The sequence below is a fragment of the Novosphingobium sp. LASN5T genome, assembly GCF_003856955.1.
Taxonomy (GTDB): Bacteria; Pseudomonadota; Alphaproteobacteria; order Sphingomonadales; family Sphingomonadaceae; genus Novosphingobium.
Map to the genome: position 1 here is coordinate 43312 of NZ_RQSI01000019.1, position 20614 is coordinate 63925.

20 protein-coding genes are annotated in these 20614 nt (G+C 67.3%); 11 read left to right on the plus strand and 9 right to left on the minus strand.

Annotated features, from left to right (window positions below; all coding sequences use genetic code 11):
- Window positions 1–53: 53 nt before the first annotated feature.
- Window positions 54–854, minus strand: coding sequence for a response regulator (locus EH199_RS13750; RefSeq protein ID WP_124809869.1), 801 nt, complete (start codon window positions 852–854; stop codon window positions 54–56).
- 341 nt (window positions 855–1195) lie between these two features.
- Entirely contained in the window at window positions 1196–2353 is a 1158-nt protein-coding gene (locus EH199_RS13755; protein ID WP_124809870.1) for an N-acetyltransferase, read from the minus strand.
- A 147-nt stretch (window positions 2354–2500) separates the two neighbouring features.
- On the opposite strand from EH199_RS13755, the gene EH199_RS13760 reads away from it, so the two are divergent.
- The gene (locus EH199_RS13760; protein ID WP_124809871.1) at window positions 2501–3592 is read left to right on the plus strand and encodes a fatty acid desaturase; all 1092 of its coding nucleotides are present in this window, start codon (window positions 2501–2503) and stop codon (window positions 3590–3592) included.
- Between the two features lie 45 nt (window positions 3593–3637).
- Here the strand turns inward: EH199_RS13760 and lptG are convergent, their stop codons facing one another.
- Both lptG and lptF read right to left on the minus strand, forming a co-directional pair.
- Complete coding sequence (gene lptG / locus EH199_RS13765; protein ID WP_124809872.1) at window positions 3638–4738, minus strand: LPS export ABC transporter permease LptG; 1101 nt, start codon at window positions 4736–4738, stop codon at window positions 3638–3640.
- Entirely contained in the window at window positions 4728–5969 is a 1242-nt protein-coding gene (lptF, locus tag EH199_RS13770) for an LPS export ABC transporter permease LptF (RefSeq protein ID WP_124809873.1), read from the minus strand. Before lptF ends, lptG begins: the two co-directional genes overlap by 11 nt.
- A 239-nt stretch (window positions 5970–6208) precedes the next feature.
- On the opposite strand from lptF, the gene EH199_RS13775 reads away from it, so the two are divergent.
- Window positions 6209–6670: a hypothetical protein gene (locus tag EH199_RS13775; RefSeq protein WP_124809874.1), complete on the plus strand. Its 462-nt coding sequence runs from the start codon at window positions 6209–6211 to the stop codon at window positions 6668–6670.
- A gap of 19 nt (window positions 6671–6689) precedes the next feature.
- Here the strand turns inward: EH199_RS13775 and clpS are convergent, their stop codons facing one another.
- Together clpS and EH199_RS24695 are read right to left on the minus strand one after the other, a co-directional pair.
- Window positions 6690–7139, minus strand: a complete 450-nt coding sequence (clpS, locus tag EH199_RS25075) for an ATP-dependent Clp protease adapter ClpS (RefSeq protein WP_370449689.1) — start codon at window positions 7137–7139, stop codon at window positions 6690–6692.
- A 190-nt stretch (window positions 7140–7329) separates the two neighbouring features.
- Window positions 7330–7764 (minus strand): phasin family protein, encoded by a 435-nt coding sequence (locus EH199_RS24695; RefSeq protein ID WP_223806668.1) that lies wholly within the window; start codon window positions 7762–7764, stop codon window positions 7330–7332.
- Here EH199_RS24695 and EH199_RS24700 point away from each other — a divergent pair.
- Window positions 7742–8380: a hypothetical protein gene (locus EH199_RS24700; RefSeq protein WP_223806669.1), complete on the plus strand. Its 639-nt coding sequence runs from the start codon at window positions 7742–7744 to the stop codon at window positions 8378–8380. The two genes, EH199_RS24695 and EH199_RS24700, sit on opposite strands and share 23 nt — an antisense overlap.
- An 81-nt stretch (window positions 8381–8461) precedes the next feature.
- On the opposite strand, the gene EH199_RS13790 is transcribed toward EH199_RS24700, so the two are convergent.
- Window positions 8462–10345 (minus strand): alpha/beta hydrolase, encoded by a 1884-nt coding sequence (locus EH199_RS13790; RefSeq protein WP_223806670.1) that lies wholly within the window; start codon window positions 10343–10345, stop codon window positions 8462–8464.
- A gap of 291 nt (window positions 10346–10636) precedes the next feature.
- Between EH199_RS13790 and EH199_RS13795 the strand changes: the two genes are divergently transcribed.
- Window positions 10637–11836, plus strand: a complete 1200-nt coding sequence (locus EH199_RS13795) for an LL-diaminopimelate aminotransferase (RefSeq protein WP_124809877.1) — start codon at window positions 10637–10639, stop codon at window positions 11834–11836.
- Between the two features lie 65 nt (window positions 11837–11901).
- Here EH199_RS13795 and EH199_RS13800 read toward each other — a convergent pair whose 3' ends face one another.
- Both EH199_RS13800 and EH199_RS13805 read right to left on the minus strand, forming a co-directional pair.
- On the minus strand, window positions 11902–12270 hold the full coding sequence (locus EH199_RS13800) for a polymer-forming cytoskeletal protein (RefSeq protein ID WP_124809878.1): 369 nt from the start codon (window positions 12268–12270) through the stop codon (window positions 11902–11904).
- A 4-nt stretch (window positions 12271–12274) separates the two neighbouring features.
- Window positions 12275–13459 (minus strand): M23 family metallopeptidase, encoded by a 1185-nt coding sequence (locus EH199_RS13805; protein WP_223806671.1) that lies wholly within the window; start codon window positions 13457–13459, stop codon window positions 12275–12277.
- Window positions 13460–13723: 264 nt separating this feature from the next.
- Here EH199_RS13805 and EH199_RS13810 point away from each other — a divergent pair, with 264 nt between their 5' ends.
- From EH199_RS13810 to EH199_RS13840, 7 genes are all read left to right on the plus strand, one after another.
- Complete coding sequence (locus EH199_RS13810; RefSeq protein WP_124809880.1) at window positions 13724–15001, plus strand: glutamate-5-semialdehyde dehydrogenase; 1278 nt, start codon at window positions 13724–13726, stop codon at window positions 14999–15001.
- A gap of 88 nt (window positions 15002–15089) precedes the next feature.
- A complete protein-coding gene (locus EH199_RS13815; RefSeq protein WP_124809881.1) occupies window positions 15090–16172 on the plus strand; it encodes an aldo/keto reductase in 1083 nt (360 codons plus the stop codon).
- A gap of 55 nt (window positions 16173–16227) precedes the next feature.
- Entirely contained in the window at window positions 16228–16911 is a 684-nt protein-coding gene (locus EH199_RS13820; RefSeq protein WP_124809909.1) for a nicotinate-nucleotide adenylyltransferase, read from the plus strand.
- 130 nt (window positions 16912–17041) lie between these two features.
- Window positions 17042–17449: a ribosome silencing factor gene (gene rsfS / locus EH199_RS13825; protein WP_124809882.1), complete on the plus strand. Its 408-nt coding sequence runs from the start codon at window positions 17042–17044 to the stop codon at window positions 17447–17449.
- Window positions 17450–17507: 58 nt separating this feature from the next.
- Window positions 17508–17933 (plus strand): 23S rRNA (pseudouridine(1915)-N(3))-methyltransferase RlmH, encoded by a 426-nt coding sequence (locus EH199_RS13830; protein ID WP_124809883.1) that lies wholly within the window; start codon window positions 17508–17510, stop codon window positions 17931–17933.
- 10 nt (window positions 17934–17943) lie between these two features.
- Window positions 17944–19158, plus strand: a complete 1215-nt coding sequence (locus EH199_RS13835) for a murein hydrolase activator EnvC (protein ID WP_124809884.1) — start codon at window positions 17944–17946, stop codon at window positions 19156–19158.
- 97 nt (window positions 19159–19255) lie between these two features.
- Entirely contained in the window at window positions 19256–20614 is a 1359-nt protein-coding gene (locus tag EH199_RS13840) for a S41 family peptidase (RefSeq protein ID WP_124809885.1), read from the plus strand.

A 20614-nucleotide genomic window follows, 5' to 3' on the forward strand; every position in this document is an offset into this window, starting at 1 on the left:
CAAGGCAGGCCCGCCTCCTTGCGGAAACGGGCCTCCATCGCTTTAGCGCGGCCTCAGACCAGCGATTGGCTTGATCCGAAGAACAGCGCCTGGCTGATCGCCGCGCGCACCGTCGCTTCCTGGAACGGCTTGGTCACCAGGTAGGTCGGCTCGGGCCGGTCCCCCGTCAGCAGACGTTCGGGATAGGCGGTAATGAAGATCACCGGCACGTCGGCGATGGCGAGGATATCGTCCACCGCGTCCAGCCCCGAGCTGCCGTCGGCCAGCTGGATATCGGCCAGGACCAGGCCCGGCGTGTGGTCCGCCACGATCGCGCGCGCCTGCGTGCGCGTGGCCGCCATGCCGCAGACATCGTGCCCCAGCGACCGCACCAGGTCTTCAAGCTGCATGGAGATCAGCGGCTCATCCTCGATGATCAGGACCGACGTCGCCGATTCCAGATCGATCTCTGCCACCGCTTCGCGCACGAAGTCCTCGATCGCGGCTTCGTCGACACCCATGATCATGGCGGCTTCCGGCGTGGAGAAATCCTCCAGCGTGGTCAGGAGCAGCGCCTGGCGGTTCAACGGCGTGATCGCGGCAAGGCGTTCCTGCACAGCCGCTTCATGCAACCCCGCCACACCGCTGCCCGCACGTTCGCCGATGTCCACGAAGCCGCTTGACCACACGCGGTGAAACGCATGGTACAGCTGCGGTCGGCCTTCGCCGATCAGCGCGCGCAATTCGCCATCGGCCAGCGCCGCTTCCAGCGTGGCGCGCACGAAGGCGTCGCCGGTGGACTGGCTGCCCGTCAGCGCGCGCGCGTACCGGCGCAAATAGGGAAGATTGGTGGCAACCTTGGCACCCAATGACATGCAAATCCTTTCCCGATCGATCGGATATCGCCCCTAAACGCGCGTGGCTCGCATCTGGTTCCCGCCGGCATCGAACATGGTTTCCCGGCGCGGACTATTATGGATCAAAACAGTCGGAAATATTTTTCCATGGCCGGGAACCGGCCGTCCGGTCGCGCATTTAGCATTTGTCACTGCCGAGACCCCCCTCCCGTCCAAGCGGCCGTGACACGATCCCTGAAGGCTCTCGCCGGTACCCCCGGCGAGAGCCTTTTTCCTTGATGACATTGTCAGAGCCGGTCCCGGATCGGAAAAACGGGGCCGGAAAACATCCGGCCGGACAACCGGGAGGCGGGCGGCGCTTACAGCGCCTTCTGGTAGATTTCGTATTCCTTGTTCACATGGCTGTCGATCGCGTCGGCAATGGCGATCATTCCCTGGTTGTCGTCCAGGATCCAGCCGATCTCGCCGCGGCTTGCGCCATAGTTGGCCACCGAATTGCGCCGGATGTACTCGATCATCATGAAGGCGAGCTGGCTGGCGAGGCGCGAGGCCTGCAGCCGCTTGCGCACGCCCATCAGAGGCACGCGCATCGTGCGCACCTTGGGTTTGCGCAGCCACAGCAGCAGCTTGATCCAGTTGAATGGGAACAGCTTGCCCTTCATCGGCCGGAGCACTTCGTTGAGATCGGGCAGCGTCATCATGAACGCGACCGGTTCGCCCTCGTATTCGGCGACCATGATCAGATCCTCGCGCACGATCGGCTTGAACTTCTTGCCGGCGTAGGCGATTTCGCGGTCGGTGAAGGGCACGAACCCCCAATTGTCGGACCAAGCATCGTTGAGGATGTCGAGAATCAGTGCTGCCTCGGCATCGAACTTGCTCTTGTCGACATTGCGGATGCGGATCTTCGGATTCTTCTCGCCCGACTGGACGATGCGCTGGATCAGCGGCGGGAACTCCTTCGAAATGTCCAGCTCATAGGTCTTGAGCGTCTTGGCCGGGGTATAGCCCTGCGCCTCGATATAGGTCTGGTAGCGCTTGGGCTGGTGCCCCATCATCACCGTGGGCGGATGATCGTGCCCGCGCGTGAGCTGGCCCGGCTCCTCCCACACCGACATCGACAGCGGCGCCAGCACGCGCGTCATGCCCTTGCCGCGCAGCCAGTCCTCCGCGGTGGCGATCAGCGCGCGGGCGACGTCGCCGTCCTCCGCCTCCAGCAGCCCCCAGTTGCCGATACCCGGCCCCATCCCCTGCTCCGGGTCCATCGCCAGCGCCAGGTGATCGAGGTGCGCCGAGATGCGGCCGACCACGCGACCATCGCGGCGGGCCAGAAAGAACTGGACATCGGCGTGGCCAAAGAACGGATTCTTCGCCGGATCGACCAGTTCCAGTGCTTCCATCCGCAGCGGCGGCACCCAGTTCGGGTCGTCCGCGTTGATGCGATAGGCAAGGTCCACGAAAGCCTCGCGCTCCGCCTTGCCGGAAACGGGAGTGATGACTACTTCGCCGTGAGCCACGATCTTGCCTTTGTTTGGGATTAGAGGGTCTTCACCGGCGACCTGCGGTTGGTCCCGGCGACTTGTCAAGCCGGACGGAGCGTGAGAGCCCGGCATCGAATCAGGAACCGGTTCCCAGGCCGGCCAGGGTCACTGTGGAATAAAGACATGATTGCTTCCGACATTCTCGAAACCCCGGCAACCACGCCGTCCGGCGTCGCCAGCGGCCGGAGCCTGGCCGGCACGCCCGACGACAAGGACATGCTGCGCGCCGCCGTGGACCTCACGCGCGATATCGCGACGGCGCGGCCCGGAATCTACTGGCCCGACATGCTGGGGTCGGCCGCGCTGGGCTATGCCGCGCTGGCCGGCGCGATCCTGCAGGCCAGCCCCTGGGCCGCGCTGGCCTGCGGCGTGCTCGCGGCGCTGGCGCTCTACCGCGCGCTGCTGTTCATCCACGAACTGACGCACATCCACAAGAACGCGCTGCCGGGCTTCCGGCTGGTGTGGAACCTGCTGGTCGGCATCCCGATGCTCACGCCGTCCTTCATGAACGAAGGCGTCCACACCCTGCACCACGCCCGCACCCGCTATGGCACGGCGGAAGACCCGGAATACCTGCCGCTGGCGCTGATGAAGCCGTGGTCGCTGCCGGTGTTCCTGATCTCGGCGATCCTGCTGCCTCTGGCGCTGCTGATCCGTTCGGGCATTCTGGTGCCGCTGGGCGTGGTCATCCCGCCGTTGCGGACGCTGGTGTGGGAACGCGCCTCGGCGCTGGCGATCAACCCCGCGTTCCGCCGCCGCCCGCCCGAAGGCGATTTCGCGCGGATGGTGTTCTGGCAGGAACTGGGCGCGTCCGCCTGGGCCATCTTCCTGCTCGGTTGGTCGGCCACGCACGGCTGGCGGCCGCTGGCGATCGGCCTGGCGGTGATTTCCGCCACGGCGGTGCTCAACCAGATCCGCACGCTCGTCGCCCACCTGTGGGAGAACGAGGGCGATGCCATGACCGTGACGGGGCAGTATCTCGATTCGGTCAACGTGCCGCCGCCGGCGCTGCTCGCGCCGCTGTGGGCGCCGGTGGGCCTGCGCTACCACGCGCTGCACCACCTGCTGCCCAGCATGCCCTATCATTCGCTGGGCGAAGCGCACCGGCGGCTGCGCGCGCAGCTGGGCGGGGAATCGACCTACGAACAGGCCAACTATCCGGGGCTGCTGCCGCTGGTCGGCCGATTGGCGCGCAGCACCATGGGCGCGCGCTGATACGTCGGGAAGGGCGCGAACCGTTCGCGCCCGCTTCCCCCGGCGCTACTCTTCGGTTCGCACCAGCACGGTCTCGCCGATCAGCAGGAACAGGAAGAACGGCGCCCAGGCTGCCAGCAGCGGCGGGTATCCGCCGAAGTTGCCCATGGCGAGCGCGGCATTGTCCACCACGAAATAGGCGAAGCCCAGCGCCATGCCGCCGATCGCGCGGATGAACAGGTGGCCCGAACGGGCCAGGCCGAACGCCGCCGTGGCGCCCAGCAACGGCATCAGCAGGGCTGAAAGCGGCCCGCTGAACTTGTGCCACCACTTGCCGTCGATCTCGCCCGTACGGAATCCGGCGGCGCGGATCGCCTCGATCGAGCGCGAAAGGTGCGTGACCGATTCGCCATCGGCATCGACGTTCTTGATCACCACCTGCACCGGCTCGACGCTCTGGGCATAGACTTGCGGCCCGGGAAGGTCGGTCTGCCGCGCGCTCTGCACGTCGAAGGCCACCGGCCGGTCGAACCGCCAACCCGGCCTGGCATAACTCGCCGAAGGCGCGGCCACGATCTCGGTCACCATGCCGGTCGGATCGCGGCGATACCAGCTCACGTCGCTCATGCGGATCGCGGCACCTTCGCCGGTCACCGAGCGCGCGAACAGGATGTTCTGCCCGTCCTGCAGCCACACGTTGGTCTTGACCCCGCTATCCACGGGGATCGGGCCGTAGTCCGCCGCTTCCCACGCCTTCAGCGTGGCGGTGGAGCGCGCCACGACCCGTTCGTTGAACGCGAAGGTCACCAGCGATGTCACCGCCGCCACCAGAAACAGCGGCGCCAGCACCTGATGGGCGGAAAGGCCGGACGCCTTCATCGCGATGACCTCGCTGTTCTGGTTCAGCGTCATCAGCGTGATGATCGTGGCGAGTAGCACCGAATAGGGCAGGAAGCGGCTGACCAGTTGCGGAAAGCGCAGGCTGACGTAGGTCAGCAACTGGGCCTGGCCGTTGCCGGGCGCGGCCAGGATCGATCCGCTTTCGCTGAGCAGGTCCAGCATCTGCAGGACCAGGACCAGCATCAGCAGCACCGCCACGATCCGCACCGCGAACATCTTGGCGATGTAGAACGTCATAGTCCGCGACGGGAAGAACTCAAACTGCACCGGTCGTCTCCGCGTCGCTTGCCGCCGGCGTGGCGCGTTCGTGGCGCTGCGCGAACAGCTTGCCCACCGCGCCGGCCAGCTTGGCGAAGCCGCGCTCCAGCGCGCCGATCGGCTGGCCGCCCGGCACATAGGCCAGCCGCCAGTACATCCACACGATCAGCGCGGCAAACAGCAGGAACGGCCCCCACAGCGCCAGCGTCGGATCGATACGGCCCAGGCTGGCCACGTCCTGCCCGTACTGGTTCACCTTGTGATAGGCCACGACCATGACGATCGACAGGAACACGCCGAGCGAGGAGGTCGATCGCTTGGGCGGCACCGCCAGCGCCACCGCCAGCAGCGGCAGCAGGACCATCATCACCACTTCCACCAGGCGGTAATTCAGGCTCGCCCGGCTCTCGTTGCGCATCTGCTCGGAATACTTGTCGTTCCAGCCGATCTTGAGCAGTTCGGGCAGGAAGTATTCCCGGTCCTCGTTGCCGCGCTGGCGGAACTGCTCGATCTTGGGCAGGTCGATCGGCAGGTCATGGCTGGCGAACGAGAGCACGCGCGGCGAATTGATGCCCTGACCTTCTTGCACGATCTGGCCGTCGGTGAGGCGCAGGATCACCGTGTCCGGGTTCTCGCGGTTGGCGAAGAACCGCCCCTCGCGCGCTGAAACGACCAGCGTCTGCCCTTTTTCGGTCACGATCCGGGCGAAGATGCCGCGCAGGTCGCGCCCCTCGTCACGGCTCGCGTCCACGCGCAGCGCTGTCTTGTCCTGCAGCGAGTTGAATTCCCCGACCTTGATCGAGGCGCCCAGCGCGCCCGAGCGCAGCTCGAACTGGAGCTGTTCGTAGTAATAGCGCGAAAGCGGCTGAAGATAGCCAACGATCAGCAGGTTCACCCCCGCCAGCACGATCGCGAAGATATAGGGCACGCGCAGCAGCCGCGTGTAGGACAGCCCCACCGCGCGCATCACGTCGAGCTCGGAACTGGTCGCCAGCTTGCGGAAGGCGAACAGGATGCCCAGCATCAGGCCCAGCGGAATCGCCAGGCTGGCGTATTCGGGCAGGAGGTTGGCCAGCATCTTGAACACGACACTGACCGGACCACCTTCCGTCGCCACGAAATCGAACAGCTTCAGCATCTTGTCGAGCACAAGCAGCGACGCCGCGATCGCGAACACCGACAGCATCGGCACGATCACGAGCCGGGCAATGTAACGGTCTGTGGCGGTGAGAAATTTCACGTCTGGGGCGATCTTCGTCGTGCAAATCCGGCGGGTCCAGCTTCCCGCATCGCCCGACTAGCGGGGAAACCGTGCGCGCGAAAGTGGCAATCGCGGTGTTACGCTTTGGGAAAAAGGTAACAAGACGGTTGTCAGAGCGAAGCGGCGGCGGAATAACCACGCCGGCCAAAACCGAAATACGGCTGTCACAGCGGCCCGGCAGTCGGGTCATGGGCTTGATCGCGGGGGATGGAAGCGTTGTGAGCCAGGAGGCAACCGGCGCCGTATGGTGGAAGCGGCAACTGGCGCGCAACTGCGCGCAGCCGGACGATCTGCACCTTCTGGCCCGGCAGTGCGAACAACTGCACCCCGATGAACAGCATATCGGGTTCGAACAGGTGCTGCGCCTGCTCGCCGACGCGGGCCTCGCCCAGGGAAAGGCGGCGCCAGGCAAAGCGGCTCCCGGGCTGGCCAGCGCGGATCCGGTGATGCTGTGGGTCAGCCTGCTGGCGGATTCGGGGGCCTATGAAAGCGCGGCGATGGCCATCATGCCGTCCGACGCGGTCTATTCCGGCGGGCGTCGGGCCGATGGCCTGCATAGCGCGCAAGTGACCCTGCCGGGCGGGGCCGCCGCCGATTCCCGCGCCGCGCGCTCACAGGCAATGGCCTGGCTGGCCGCCCTGCTTCGCGCGCTGGCGCACGCGATGCTCAAGCGGCACTGAGCGGATTACCCGGTAGGGGTCAGGCCTTTTCCAGCGTGCATTGCAGCGGGTGCTGGTTCTGCCGGGCGAAATCCATCACCTGGTTCACCTTGGTCTCGGCAATTTCGTAGGGGTACACGCCGCACACGCCCACGCCTTTCTGGTGAACGTGCAGCATGACCCGGGTCGCCTGTTCCAGATCCATGTGGAAGAAGCGCTTGAGCACCATCACCACGAATTCCATCGGCGTGTAATCGTCGTTGAGCATCAGCACCTTGAACATGCTGGGCTTCTTGGGCCGTGCGCGGGTCTTGGTGGCGATGCCCACCACATCGTCGCCATCGGTGCCGTGATCGCCGTCCCCGTCTTCACCGGGGCCGTCACGTACGATCAGATCGTGGTGCGACCTGGCAAAGGCGCGCGCGCCGCCACAGGGGACTGCGGCCGGGCCGGGCCGGCTTCCGGAAATCGAGACGGGGTCAAAGGCCATTGCAGTCCGAATATCGCATCGCGATGCCCCGGCGACAAGGGGGGCACCCCCCGCTCATGCGCGAAAGAGGTTGCCGGGGGGTAAATGGCGCGACCGGCCGAAAACGCGAACGGACCGGCCGATCGCTCGGTCCGGTCCGTCACGGGATAATTCGGTGCGGCGCGCGCAAGCACACGCCGCGAATCCGAAATCAGGCAGCCTTCTTCACCTTTTCGACCGCGAGCGAAACGCGGGTCGAGATCGGCTGGAACGCTTCGTTGGCGAGTTTGAGGAACGCTTCGCTGTTCTTCGAGCTGGTGGCGACGACCGCGTCGAACTGCTTGCGCAGCAGCGCGCTCTGCTTTTCGAAGAACTCGGTGGGCGACTTGGCCGACGCCAGTTCCTTGATGTCGGCCGACATCGTTTCGAACGAAGCCTTGCCTTCGCTGACGTAGCCCTTGCCGAGTTCCTGCAGGCCCGAAGCGAGGATCTTGCCCGATTCGACCAGCGCTTCGACGTTGCCCTTGGCGAACTCGCCGGCTTCGCCGAACGCGCCCTGGCTCTTTTCGAAAGCGGCCTTGGCCTTCTCGGCGGCGTCCTTGAACGTGGTCTGCAGCTTGTCGGTGAATTCGGTGGTGGTAGCCATGATGAAAAGTTCCTTCCTGGGGGCCGGCGCGGCGGCGGCGGCGGGTTTCACGCTGGTCCGTACCGGCGCGGACTTTGCCGCAACCGGTTTGATGGCGGCGGGCTTGGCGGTGGCGGTCTTGACAGTGACAGGCCTGGTTGCCTTGACGACCGGTGCCTTTGCGACGGGCGTCTTGATCGCCGGGGACTTCACCGGCTTGGCTTTTACAGGCTTGGCAGCCGCTACCGGCTTCGGCGAAACCGAAGCCTCTGGCGCTTTGGTGGTCTTCGGGGCCGGTTTGGCCTTCTGGACCGGTGCCGGGGCTGCCGGGGCGGGCTTTTCCGCCTTCGGCGCCGCGACCAGCGCTGCCTTTGCCGCATCCTTGCGTGGGCGACCGGCCTTCCTCTTGGTGGGAACGGGTTCGGTCACCACGGTCGTCTCTGCCACCGGCGCTTCGGGAGCGGCCGTTGCCTTATCGTCTACAACGACGGGCGCTTCCACCGGAACGGAAACCGTTTCGGCAGAGGTGGTGACGGTGCTGTCCTTCACTTCGTCGGTCATGACCGAGGCGACTCCTGCTATGCGCAAAAAAGCCGGAGCCTGTGGCGCCGACGGCTTTGCTGCAATGCACAAATAAGCATCGCATGCGCGAAGTCAAGGATTTTTGTGCAGTGCACAATATCCGGAATGACAGCAATTGCGAGGGCTTTCCGCCCGGTCAGCGGGCCTTCACATAGCTGCCAGGCGCGTCGCCGAACACTTTATCGCCACGCCCGCCGGGTACCCGCCGGCCCTTGGCGGGAACGCGCGTATCGTCATGGGCGACGATCCAGGATATCCAGTCGGGCCACCAGCTTCCCCTGGTTTCGCGCGCGCCAGCGACGAACTCTTCGAGCGTCGCCGGGGCGTCGTCGTTGAGCCAGTACTGGTACTTGCCCGAGGATGGCGGATTGACCACGCCGGCGATGTGCCCCGATCCGGCGAGAACGAACTTCCACGGACCGGAAACGTGCCGGGTCAGCTTCCACACGCTTTCCGCGGGCGCGATATGATCCTCGCGCCCCGCCTGGATATAGAGCGGCGTGGCGATGCGGTGCAGGTCGATCGGAGTGCCGTCGATCACGAGCGAATCCGGCACGACCAGCCGGTTGTCGCGATAGAGCTCGGTCAGATAGGCCTTCTGCCACTTGAACGGCAGGTTGGTGGTGTCGCCGTTCCAGTGGAGCAGGTCGAACGCCGGGTATTCCTCGCCCAGCAGGTAGTTGTTGACCACGTAGCTCCAGATCAGGTCCCGCCCACGCAGCATGTTGAACGTCGCCGCCATGTAGCGCCCGTCGAGGAAGCCGTCGGTTGCCAGGCTTTCGAGCAACTGGAGCTGCTGGTCGTCGATGAAGTTCTTGAGGTCACCCGCCTTCTCGAAATCGACCTGGGCGGTGAAGAACGTCGCCGATGCCACCTTGTCCGCCTCGCCGCGCCGGGCCAGGAACGCCAGCGTCGCCGCCAGCGTCGTGCCCGCCACGCAATAGCCGATGGTGTGGACCGCCGGCACCTTCAGCCGCGCGCGCACCACGTCGATCGCTTCCACCTGCGCGCGGATGTAATCGCCCCACAGCACCTCGGCCATCGTGGCATCGGCCGATTTCCACGAGACGATGAACACCGACAGCCCCTGTTCGACCGCCCAACGGATGAAGCTTTTCTGCGGGTTGAGATCGAGGATGTAGAACCGGTTGATCCACGGCGGAAAGATCACCAGCGGCACCGCCAGCACGTTCTCGGTGGTCGGGCTGTACTGGATCAGCTGGAACAGCGGGGTTTCATGCACGACCTTGCCCGGCGTCGTCGCCAGGTTGCGCCCCAGCTCGAACGCGTCGGGATCGGTATGGGTCAACTGGCCCTTGCGCAGGTCGGTCAGCAGGTGTTCCACGCCCTTGACCAGATTCTCGCCCTGCGTTTCCAGCGTCCGCTCGATCACCATCGGGTTGGTCAGCGGGAAGTTGGCCGGCGACAGCGCGTCGGTAACGACACGGGTCAGGAACCGGATCTGCTCGTGCCGTTCGGGGGACACCCCGGAAAGATCGTTCGCCAGCGCGTTGATCCGCTCGGCCAGCAGCAGATAGGTCTGGTGGATCAGCGCGAACACCGGCTGTTCGCGCCAGCGTGGATCGCCAAAACGGCGGTCCTTGCGCGGCAGCTCCGGCGCCTCGCCCTTCCGCGTCGTGAAGCCGCTGCCGTATTGTTCCAGAATCGCGTTCCACAGCGCGATGCTGTCTTCCACCAGCTTCGCCTGCGTGTCGGGATTGGCCAGCGGCAGGGCACCGGCGATCTCGGCCAGCCACTTGTTCCACTTCGCCTGCCAGCCGTCCGTGCCGCCGGCACGCGCCAGCAGCGATTCGCCTTGCCCCACCTGTTCGGCGCCGAAATCCAGCCACATCTTCTGTAGCTTGGCGGCGGACATCGCCCAGTGCTGGAGGTCCATCGGATCGGGAACGCGGGCGCCGGCGGTCGGCAGGAACGGCGCGAACAGCGCCTGCACCGCCTCTCCCTGCTGGCGGAACAGATCCTCGATCACGGCGGCATCGGTGGTCTTGTCCTGCACCATTCGCATTCCTTCCCGCTTCCTCGCCAGGCCAGCCAAGCACGCCGGCCGGTTCGCCCCTGCCACCCGTACCGATCTATACACCGCCCGCCGCCACCGTGAAGACTGTCGCTCCACCCGCGCCTTCCGCGATCGTCCACTCCGGATCAATCCGCAGCAGCCTTGCCGCCTCGGCCCCCGCCCCTGCGCCGCCATACCCTGCGGCAATGGCGGCACTTGGGTTTCCACCCGCGCCGGATTGGCGTAAGGGCCGGGAAGCGGCAATTCCGCCGCGCCATCAAGAGTATCCCACCCGTGGACGAAGAATTCTACCGCATGAAGCGCCTGCCGCCCTACGTCATCGCCGAAGTCAACGGCATGCGGGCCGCAGCACGCGCCGCCGGTAGGGACATCATCGACCTGGGCATGGGCAACCCCGATCTGCCGCCGCCCAGCCACGTGATCGACAAGCTGTGCGAAGTCGCGCAGAAGCCCGATGCGCACGGCTATTCGGCCTCTTCGGGCATTCCCGGCGTGCGCAAGGCGCAGGCGAACTATTACGGCCGCCGCTTCAACGTCGATCTCGATCCGGAAACGGAAGTGGTCATGACGATGGGGTCTAAGGAAGGTCTCGCCAGCCTGGCCACCGCGATCACCGCGCCGGGCGATGTCGTGCTCGCGCCCAACCCCAGCTACCCGATCCACACCTTCGGCTTCATCATCGCCGGGGCCACGATCCGCTCGGTCCCGACGACGCCCGACGAACGCTATTGGGATTCGCTCGACCGGGCGATGAAGTATTCGGTCCCGCGCCCTTCGATCCTGATCGTGAACTACCCGTCGAACCCCACGGCGGAGACGGTCGACCTCGCGTTCTACGAACGGCTGGTCGCCTGGGCGAAGGAGAACAAGGTCTGGATCCTGTCCGACCTCGCCTATTCGGAACTCTATTACGACGGTAATCCCACGCGCTCGATCCTCGAAGTGCCCGGCGCCAAGGACGTGGCGGTGGAATTCACCTCGATGTCGAAGACGTTCTCGATGGCGGGCTGGCGCGTCGGCTTCGCCGTGGGCAACGCGCGCCTGATCGCAGCGCTGAAGCGGGTGAAGTCCTATCTCGATTACGGCGCGTTCACGCCGATCCAGGCCGCCGCCTGCGCCGCGCTCAACGGACCGCAGGATATCGTCGAGAAGAACCGCCAGCTCTACCAGAAGCGGCGCGACGTGATGGTCGAGGCGTTCGGCCGCGCCGGGTGGGAAATCCCCAGCCCGCGCGCGTCGATGTTCGCCTGGGCGCCGCTGCCGCCGGCGCTCAACCACCTCGGCAGCCTTGAATTCTCCAAGCAACTGCTGACCCATGCCGAAGTCGCGGTCGCGCCCGGCGTCGGCTATGGCGAGGACGGCGAGGGCTTCGTGCGCATCGCGATGGTCGAGAACGAGCAGCGGCTGCGCCAGGCCGCGCGCAACATCAAGCGCTACCTGACCAGCATGGGCGTCAACGTCACCGCTGCCTGATATGCCGGCTTTCGATCATCCCGCGTCCGCCTGGACGCAGGGATGATCGGGGACGGGAACCAGGATCAGCTGACCAGCGTCAGCGTCGATTCGCCGGCCGGCGCGGCGCGTGGCGCGAAGCGGCCGTCGACCTGTGCGCCCTGCTCAATCGTCAGCGCGTCGTAGCTGACGTCGCCGTGGATGCGCGCGCTGCGCAGGATCACCAGTTCGCCGGCCTCGATCGCACCGTGGACCGTGCCCGAAAGGCGCGCGGTCTGCGCCTTCACCGCGCCTTCGATCACGCTCGCTTCGCCCTGCACCAGCGCGGCGCAGGCGATATCGCCCTTGACCCGCCCGTCGATATGCAGGTCGGCGGTGGCGGTAACGTCGCCCGTGACGACAAGGTCCGCGCCAAGGACCGAGAACGTCCCGCCCGCGGTATTGCGGCTGGCCATAGTGCTAGCTCCGGTTGCTGGCCGGCTGCCCGGCGCGGCCTTCCTGGAAAACATTCGGTCTTGCCTCCAGAAACGGGCGCGGATTGACCGGCTGGTCGTTGATCCGCACTTCGAAATGCAGGTGGGGGCCGGTGGAACGGCCGGTGCTGCCGATCTGCCCGATGACGGCGCCGGCCGCAACCTTTTCCCCCACGCGCGCGCCGATGCGCGACATGTGGGCGTAGCGGGTCATCAGCCCGTTGCCGTGGCTGACTTCCACGCAATTGCCATAGCCCTGGCGGATGCCGGCGAAGCTGACGGTGCCGGCGGCGGCGGCATAGATCGGCGCGCCGATCGGCCCACGGAAATCGAGACCGGCGTGGAAAGCCGCGCCGCCGGTGAAGGGATCGCTGCGATAGCCGAAGCCGCTCGAGATATATTCGAGGCTGGCGGGCAGCGTATTGGGAATGCGGGCCAGGCCGTCTTCCAGCCCGCTCATCCGTTCAAGGCTGGCGCCCAGCCGAGCGAAGCGTGGATCGACATCGTTGCCGGGGCCGGTGACCAGACGGATCAGCGGGCCGCCCTGCGCGCCGCGGTTCGACGCCATGATCATCGAGGGGTTGAGCCCGACGCGGCGAATCGCGGTTTCGGCGCGCGCCGCGCGGGCATCGGCGAAGCGGGTGAGCTTTTCGATGAAGGCCAGCTGGCGCGCCTCGATCCGGGCAAGCCCGGCGGCCTCGGGCAGTTCCATCGAGATCTTCTTCACGGTCTTGCCGGCTTCGGCGCTGCTGTCGCTGACTGTGCCCTTGGGCAGATCGTTGGGCAGCGCGCCGACGTGGCTTTCGACCATCTTCTCGATGAAGTCCTGCCGCTTCTGCAGATCATCGGCCACTTCGCCCAGGCCGTTCCGATACTTCGAGACGCGCGTTTCGGCCGAGGCGACGGCGGCTTCGCGCTGGAGCAGCCGTTCACGGTCGCGCGCGTCGAGATAGCGCGAGACCAGCATCGTCACCATCATCGCCAGCCACAGGCCCAGCGCGGCGGCGATGGCGGCGGCCACGATCATCTGGAGCCGGCTGGTTATCCGGATGAAGCGGACCTGGCCCTGCGAACGCATGAAAAACTCGCGTTCGGGAAACCAGCGCTTCAGCCGGGCGGCTAGCCCGTCTCTGGCTGTTGCTGACACGTGTGACGACCCCCGGTGCGGCATCTCTGGCTTTTATCTTTGCTGCCCCTGCGGATGCGCCGGAAGGACGCGGCCGATTACCGGTGCGTCCGCCGCAGGTCGAATCCGATCCCCCTTTGCCGGGTTGAATCGTGCGAGTCCTCCGGTGAAGCGTTGGAACCATGTGATTCCGGCAACGAATCGTTTCGATTCGCCGTGCTTCGCGGCCGCGACTCGCCGGGCAATCCGCGGGAGCGCCGCCATGCGATGCGGGCTGACAGCGGCCGGGGCGCGTGGTAGGGCGCGCCCATGTCCAGCCAGCCCCAGATTTCCCCCGATTCCGTGACCGATCTCGTCGAAGGCCTCGCCCGCGCCGGCCGCGTGGCGCAGCGCGTTCTGGCGCGGATGCCGGCACCGGCGAAGGAACAGGCGCTGCGGCTGGCGGCGGCGGCGCTGCGCCGCGCCGAACCGGAAATCCTCGCCGCGAACGCGCGCGATGTCGCCGCGGGCGAAGCGAATGGCCTGTCCGGCGCGCTGCTCGACCGGTTGCGGCTCGATTCGGGCCGGCTCGCGGCCATGGCCGATGCGGTGGAGCAGGTCGCCAGCCTGCCGGATCCGGTGGGCGAGGTGATCGACAGCGCCACGCGGCCCAACGGCATGGTGCTGCAGCGCGTGCGGGTGCCCATCGGCCTGATCGGCATCATTTACGAAAGCCGCCCCAACGTGACGGCGGACGCCGCCGCGCTGTGCGTGCGCTCGGGCAATGCCGTGCTGCTGCGCGGCGGCAGCGAGGCGGTGCATTCCAACCGCGCGATCCACCAGGCGCTGGTCGCCGGGCTGGCCGAGGGCGGCGTGCCCGCCGATGCGGTGCAGCTCCTGCCCACGCAGGACCGCGCGGCCGTGGGCGCTATGCTGACGGCGGCGGGCCTGATCGACATGATCGTGCCGCGCGGGGGCAAGAGCCTGGTCGCGCGCGTCCAGTCCGATGCACGCGTGCCGGTGCTGGCGCATCTCGACGGGATCAACCACACCTACGTCGATCACGCCGCCGATCCGGCCCGCGCCGCCGCGATCGTGTTCAACGCCAAGCTGCGCCGCACCGGCGTGTGCGGGGCGATGGAAACGCTGCTGATCGATGCGACCTATCCCGATCCGCATGGGCTGATCGCGCCCTTGCTCGACGCCGGGTGCGAATTGCGCGGCGATGCCCGCGCCCGCGCCATCGATCCGCGCATCGCCCCCGCCAGCGCGAACGACTGGGACACCGAATACCTCGACGCGATCTTGGCGGTCGCGGTGGTGGATGGACTGGAGGAGGCGCTGGGCCATATCGCGCGCCATTCCTCGGGCCATACCGACGCGATCGTGACCGAGGACCAGGCCGCCGCCGACCGCTTCCTGTCCGAAGTGGACAGCGCGATCGTGATCCACAACGCTTCCAGCCAGTTCGCCGATGGCGGCGAGTTCGGACTGGGCGCGGAAATCGGCATCGCGACCGGGCGGCTGCACGCGCGCGGGCCGGTCGCGCTTGAAGGGCTCACCACCTATAAGTGGCTGGTGCGCGGTTCGGGCCAGACGCGGCCCTAAGAACCGGTTCTGATCGCCGCATCCCCCTTCGACAAGCACGCGGCCGGTCGCTAGTTTGGCCGCAAACCCGAAGGCAGAGGATTCTTCCATGCGTACCAACCGTTTCGGCAATACCGGCCTGATCGTTTCCGAGCTGTGCCTCGGCACGATGACGTTCGGCGAATCGCAGGGCCGGTTCGGCCCGATCGCGGGGCTGGATCTGGCGGCGTCGACCGCGCTGGTGCGGCAGGCGATCGACGCCGGCATCAACTTCATCGATACGGCCAACGTCTATTCGGAAGGCCGGTCCGAGGAGATCCTTGGCCAGGCGCTGCGCGATCTGGGCGTGAAGCGGCCCGACGTGGTTGTCGCCACCAAGGCCATGGGCACGATGGGGCCGGGGGCGAACGAGGCTGGTGCCTCGCGCTTCCACCTGTTGCACGAGATCGACGCCAGCCTCGCCCGGCTGGGCATGGACCATGTCGATCTCTACCAGATCCACGGCTGGGATGCGCTGACCCCGATCGAGGAAACCCTGTGCGCGCTGGAGGACATCGTGCGCAGTGGCCGCGCGCGCTATATCGGCGTCAGCAACTGGGCCGCCTGGCAGATCATGAAGGCGCTGGGCATTTCGGAACGACTCGGCATCGCCTCGTTTGCCTCGCTCCAGGCCTACTACACCGTCGCCGGCCGCGATCTGGAGCGCGAGATCGTGCCGCTGCTGCAAAGCGAGGGGCTGGGCCTGATGGTGTGGAGCCCGCTGGCCGGGGGGTTGCTTTCGGGCAAATACACCCGCGCCACCGACGGCGGCAACAGCGGCCCCAACCAGGGCGAAGGCCGCCGCGCGGTGTTCGATTTCCCGCCGGTGGAACTCGATCGCGCTTATGACCTGATCGAGGCGATGCAGGAGATCGCCGCCGGCAAGACGGTTTCGGGCGAGCCGGCCACGGTCGCGCAGGTGGCGCTGGCCTGGCTGCTCTATCAGCCGGTGGTGACGACGGTGATCGTCGGCGCCAAGCGCGCCGACCAGCTGGCCGACAACATCGCCGCCTGCGAGGTGGAACTGACGGCGGACGAGCTTTCCCGGCTCGATGCCCTCTCGGCCCTGCCGCGCGAATACCCCGGCTGGATGTTCGCGATGCAGGGCGCCTATCGCGCCAAGGCGGCCTCGCCCCGGCGCGTGGCGCGCTAGGCAGGGTGGCGGAGCCTTCATCCTGACCGGTCCGATTCCTTCCCCCCGCGTCGGCCTGCCCCGCGTCGGTCTTCTGGGCGGCAGCTTCAACCCGGCCCATGGCGGCCACCGCCGCATCAGCCTGTTCGCGCGCGAGGCGCTGGGGCTGGACGAGGTGTGGTGGCTGGTATCGCCGGGCAACGTGCTGAAGCCGGTGAAGGGCATGGCCCCGCTGCCGGCGCGCTATTGTTCGGCGCGGGCGGCGGCCCGCCGCGCGCCGATTCGCGTGACCGCGATCGAGGCGCGGCTGGGCACGCGCTACACCGTCGATACGCTGGCGGCGCTGCGCCGACGCTACCCGAAAAAGCGCTTCGTTTGGCTGATGGGGGCCGACAATCTGGCGCAGCTCCACCGCTGGAAGGACTGGCGGCGGATGGCGCGGGAGACGCCGATTGCGGTTATCGCGCGTCCGGGTTATGATGCGCGTGCCTTGGCGAGCCCCGCCATGGCCTGGTTGCGCCGCTGGCGCCGGCGGCCCGGACAGTTGATTGACGGCGCAAAGCGGAGCGCCCCGGCGCTGACGATCCTGCGTTTCGATCCCGATCCCCGTTCGGCCACGGCCATTCGTGCCGCCGATCCGGAATGGTTTCGCCGCTTCGTCGATGCGGAGCCGTTCGATGCCCTCACGCATCGGCCGGTCGTTCCGCAAACCGGCCCATCCACCGGCAACACGCGCTTCGGCGGGGCAGGCAAGCCCTGAGCCGCGGCGCACTTCCCTTGCGGTCGGTTGCCGGGATTCCGGTGGCCCGGCCCGTTTCGGGGGCCGGGCGATTGACCGGTGCCCGCTTCCTTTTCATTGACAATCCAGCCACGGAGACCATCTCACCGCGATGACAACTGTCCAGACCATTCCGGCCCAGGCCGGGGCCGCCACGTCCACCGCCAGCTCGGGCGCCAAGGCCAAGCCGGCGTCGCTGCACGATCTCGTCCTGCAATCGCTCGACGACGATCAGGCGCAGGAGATCGTCTCGATCCCGCTCGAAGGCAAAAGCTCGATCGCCGATTACATGGTGATCGCGTCGGGCCGTTCGACGCGCCAGGTCGCTGCGATGGCCCAGAAGCTGGCCGAACGGATCAAGCAGGGCGGTTACGGCCACGCGCGGCTGGAAGGCCTGCCCGCCGCCGACTGGGTGCTGATCGATGCCGGCGACGTGGTAGTCCACCTGTTCCGCCCGGAAGTGCGCAGCTTCTACAACCTCGAACGCATGTGGGCGTTCGGAGACGCGGGCGCGGCCTAAGCACGCGCGCGCTCCCTTCCGTCAGGAGGGGGGAAGAGCGTTCCCGATCGGAAACCGGATGCTGCTGCACATCATCGCGCGCGGGAAGATCGGGCGATCGCCCGAGGCCGAGCTGGTCGACCGCTATGCCAAGCGCGTCGCCTGGGGCCTCAAGGTTACCGAGCTGCCCGATCGCGGCGGCACGATCCCGCCGCCCGCGGCCACGCCCGTCCGCACCGTCGCGCTCGACGAGCGCGGGCGCCAGCTCACCTCGACCGAGTTCGCCGGCATTCTGGGCCGTTGGCGCGACGATGGCGTGCGCGAGGCGCGCTTCCTGATCGGCGCGGCCGACGGGCACGATGCGGACGTGCGCGGCAAGGCCGATCTCCTGCTTGCCTTCGGCGCGGCGACCTGGCCGCACATGCTGGCTCGCGCCATGCTGGCCGAGCAGTTGTGGCGCGCCACCAGCATTATCGCTGGCCATCCCTACCACCGCGAAGGATAAGCGCCGCGTCATGACGTCGCGCACGCTCCTTCTCGCCACCATGGCCGCGCTGGCCGGCGTGTTAGGCTGGCAGCTTGCCATGGCGCAGCAGGCCGCGCCTTTCGACGATGCCGGGCAGGCGGGCGACGCGCTGCGCCAGGCAACCCGCGAACTGACGATGGCGCGGGCACGCGGCGAACAGCTGGAGGCGGAAGCGCGCAAGGCCACCGAAGCGGCCGACCGTACCGCGCGCGAAACGGCGGCGGTGGCCGCGCGCATCCAGCAGTCCGAAGCCGAAATCCAGGTGGCGCAGGCGAAGATCGCGCTGATCGACCGCCAGCGCGAAGCGCTGCGGCTGCGCATCGCCGCGCGGCAGGAACCGGTGGTGCGGCTGACCGCGGCGCTGCAGCTCATGGCACGCCGCCCGCTCGCCTTCAGCCTGATGCGCGCCGATACCCTGCGCGATACCGTCTATCTGCGCGCGGTGCTGGAAACGATGCTGCCCGAAGTGCGGCAGCGCACCGCGGGGCTGCGGCAGGAAATCGTGCGCGGCCGCGCCTTGCAGGCCAGCGCGCGGCTGGCCGCCGACCAGTTGCGCCAGGGCGAACAGGGGCTGACCGCGCGGCGCCAGCAGCTTGTCGCCATCGAAAGCCGCCAGCGCATCGAATCGCGCGCGGCGCAAGGGACGGCCAGCCGCGAGGCGGACCGCGCGCTCGCGCTGGCCGAACAGACGCGTGATCTGCGCGCGCTGATGGACCAGTTGCAGGCCGATGGTTCGCTGCGGCAGAAGCTGGCCGCGCTGCCCGGCCCGGTGCCGCGCCCCGAACGGCCGGGCGACGCGCTGATGGTGGCGGATACCGGCCCCACCCCTTCGGCTTCGGCGGCGCTTTCGTGGATTCTGCCGGTGGGCGGACGGATCGTGACCGGCTTTGGTGAACGCGGCGCGGGCGGGCTGTCTTCCGGCCTCACCTTCGCGCCGGTCGGCGGCGCGCAGGTGGTCGCGCCGGCGGCCGGGCGCGTGGCCTTCGCCGGCCCCTATCGCGGCTATGGCCGGATCGTGATCATCGAACACGATGGCGGCTGGACCTCGCTCGTCACCAATCTCGGCCGGCTTGACGTGAACGTGGGCGAAACCGTGGTGCAGGGCGCGCCGCTGGGCGCGGCCGGGCCGGGCCGCCCGACGGTGACGGTCGAACTGCGCAAGGATGGCGCTCCGATCAATCCGCTGCAGGCACTGCGCGGATGACGATCCCCGGATGACTCACCGTGTCGCGCCATCTGGCGTTCATCGCGCTGCCGCTATAGAACGCGGCCCCATGGCCCCCTTGAAGCGAAAGTCCCCGATGGCGAAGACCCCGTTCACGAAGACCGTGGCCTCCCTCTTCCGTGCCACCGCGCTCGTGTCGGCAATCGCGCTGATCCCGGTGACGACCGCCGGGCTGGCCGCCGTGGACGCCAAGACCGGCCCCGAATTCACCCGGCTGATGGCGATCTACGAACGGATCAAGGCCAATTACGTGGAGCCGGTGGACGACGACAAGCTGTTCAAGGGCGCGATCGACGGCATGCTGGCCACGCTTGATCCGCACAGTTCCTATCTCGACGCGCGCGATTTCGAGAACCTGCGCACGCAGACCGATGGCTCCTATGGCGGGCTGGGCCTGTCGGTGACGCTGGAGGACGGCGCGGTCAAGGTGATCGCGCCGATGAAGGGCACGCCGGCCGATCTCGCCGGGATCAAGGCGGGCGACTACATCACCCATCTCGACGGCAAGCTGATCTACGGCGGCTCGCTCGACGACGCGGTGGACCAGATGCGCGGTGAAGTGGGCACGCAGATCCGCCTCACCGTGTTCCGCCCCGGTCGCGACGAGCCGCTTGACCTGACCATCACGCGCCAGGTGATCGAGCTGAAGCCGGTCGAATGGAAGGTGAAGGACAACGTCGGCGTGATCTCGGTATCGAGCTTCAGCGCCAACGTCGGCACGCAGGTCGCCGCCGCCTGGCGCGATATTCGCGCCAAGACGGGCAACCGCCCGGCCGGCCTGATCCTCGATCTGCGCGGCAACCCCGGCGGGTTGCTGGACGAAGCCGTCTCGCTATCGGACCTGTTCCTCGAAAAGGGGCCGATCGTCTCGCAGCGTGGCCGCTATGCCCGCGACAACGAGGTGTACAACGCCACGCCGGGCGATATCGCCAAGGGCGTGCCGATGATCGTGCTGATCGATCAGGGGTCGGCCTCCGCTTCGGAAATCGTCGCCGGCGCTATGCAGGACCAGCACCGCGCGGCGATCATGGGCGAGCGCAGCTTCGGCAAGGGCAGCGTGCAGACGCTGATCCCGCTGACGCGCGACACCGCGCTCAAGCTGACGACGGCGCGCTACTACACCCCGTCGGGCCGTTCGGTGCAGGAAGGCGGCATCGATCCCGACGTGCGCGTGCCGCAGATTTCCGATCCCGACATGCGCAAGCGCGCGCTGCGCTCCTATCGCGAAAGCGACCTGCGTGGACACCTGATCAACGAGCTGAAGGACGACAAGGATCTCGAGACCGACAAGGGCGAGGATCCGCGCTTCAAGATGACGGCCGAGGAACTGAAGGCCAAGGGCATCGACGACTTCCAGCTCTATTACGCGGTGCAGACGCTGGGGCGGACCGCGCAGCAGGCGCTGCCTCTCCGGGCATCGGCGGGAAAGCGCTGA